This is a genomic window from Segeticoccus rhizosphaerae, assembly GCF_009192725.1.
In the GTDB taxonomy this organism is placed as follows: Bacteria; Actinomycetota; Actinomycetes; order Actinomycetales; family Dermatophilaceae; genus Segeticoccus; species Segeticoccus rhizosphaerae.
In genome coordinates this window covers 1-1,092 of sequence record NZ_VOHR01000596.1, presented here as the reverse complement: position 1 = coordinate 1,092, position 1,092 = coordinate 1, and the positions used below count along the sequence as shown (strand labels likewise).

Here is a 1,092-nt window from a genome sequence, read left to right as displayed (position 1 = left end):
CAGGCCACCAGCACCGGCACGTCGGACGGCAGCCCCGCGAGGCACTCGCGCACGGCCACACGCGCCGCGGCGACGGGGGCGGGCGGACCGGTCACGGGATCAGGGGATCAGCCGTGGACACGGGCGACCCAGGCACCCGGGTCCTCGATCTCCTCGGGCAGCGGGAGCGTCTCGGGGGAGGTCCAGACGGCATTGAAGCCGTCGACCCCGACCCGGTCGGTGACCCCGCGCACGAAGGCCGCACCGTCGCGGTACTGCCGCATCTTCGCCTCCAGGCCGAGCAGCCGCCGCAGCAGGCGGTCGACCGCACCCCCGCCGCGCCGCCGTTGCTGGAACTTGGCCCTGATCTGCGCGACCGACGGAATCACCTGCGGGCCGACGTCGTCCATCACGACGTCGGCATGCCCCTCGAGCAGCGACATGACCGCGGTGATCCGGGCCATCCGCGCCCGCTGCTCCGGCGTCGCGAAGACGTCCGCGAGTCCCGTGCCACCGCTGCGGAAGGCATCCGGCAGGCTGGAGGCGATCTGCGCCAGCTTGGCCCCGAGCTGGTCGGGGTCGGGGACCAGCTCGGAGGTCAGCGACCGGGCGCTGCCGATCAGGTGCTCGCGCAGCCAGGGCACCGCGGTGAACTGGACCCGGTGGGTCTCCTCGTGCAGGCACACCCACAGCCGGAAGTCGGCGGGATCGACGGCGAGCTGGGTCTCCGCGTGCAGGATGTTCGGCGCCACGAGCAGGAGGCGGGGCTTCCCCTCCGGCGCGAGGTCGTACTGACCGAGCACCTTGCCGGCGAGGAACGCCATCAGCGCTCCTGCCTCCCCGCCGGTCACCTTGCCGCCGACCGATCGGGTCAGTTGCCCGGGCTCACGGCGTCGCTTGGCGGCCATCGTGTCGAAAACCGGGCCCAGCATCGAGCGCATCGAGCTCACGTTGGCGTCGATCCAGCCGGGCCGGTCGACGATGAGGGGCGCGTGCGCGTCCGGGGGCGTGTGCAGCCGCGCGGTCTCCGCCACCGGGGTGCGGGCCCGTTCCGCGTCGGCGCGCAGCTCCTCGACCACGGAGGACGCCTCCGCTGCCGTCACCTTGGGGCCG

Annotated in this window: 1 protein-coding gene; it reads right to left on the bottom strand. The window is 73.7% G+C overall.

Annotated elements, in window-relative coordinates; genetic code table 11:
• Positions 1 to 107: 107 nt before the first annotated feature.
• Positions 108 to 1,092: zinc-dependent metalloprotease (locus FRW57_RS21930; RefSeq protein ID WP_152187076.1), on the bottom strand; the 985-nt coding region annotated here is incomplete at its 5' end.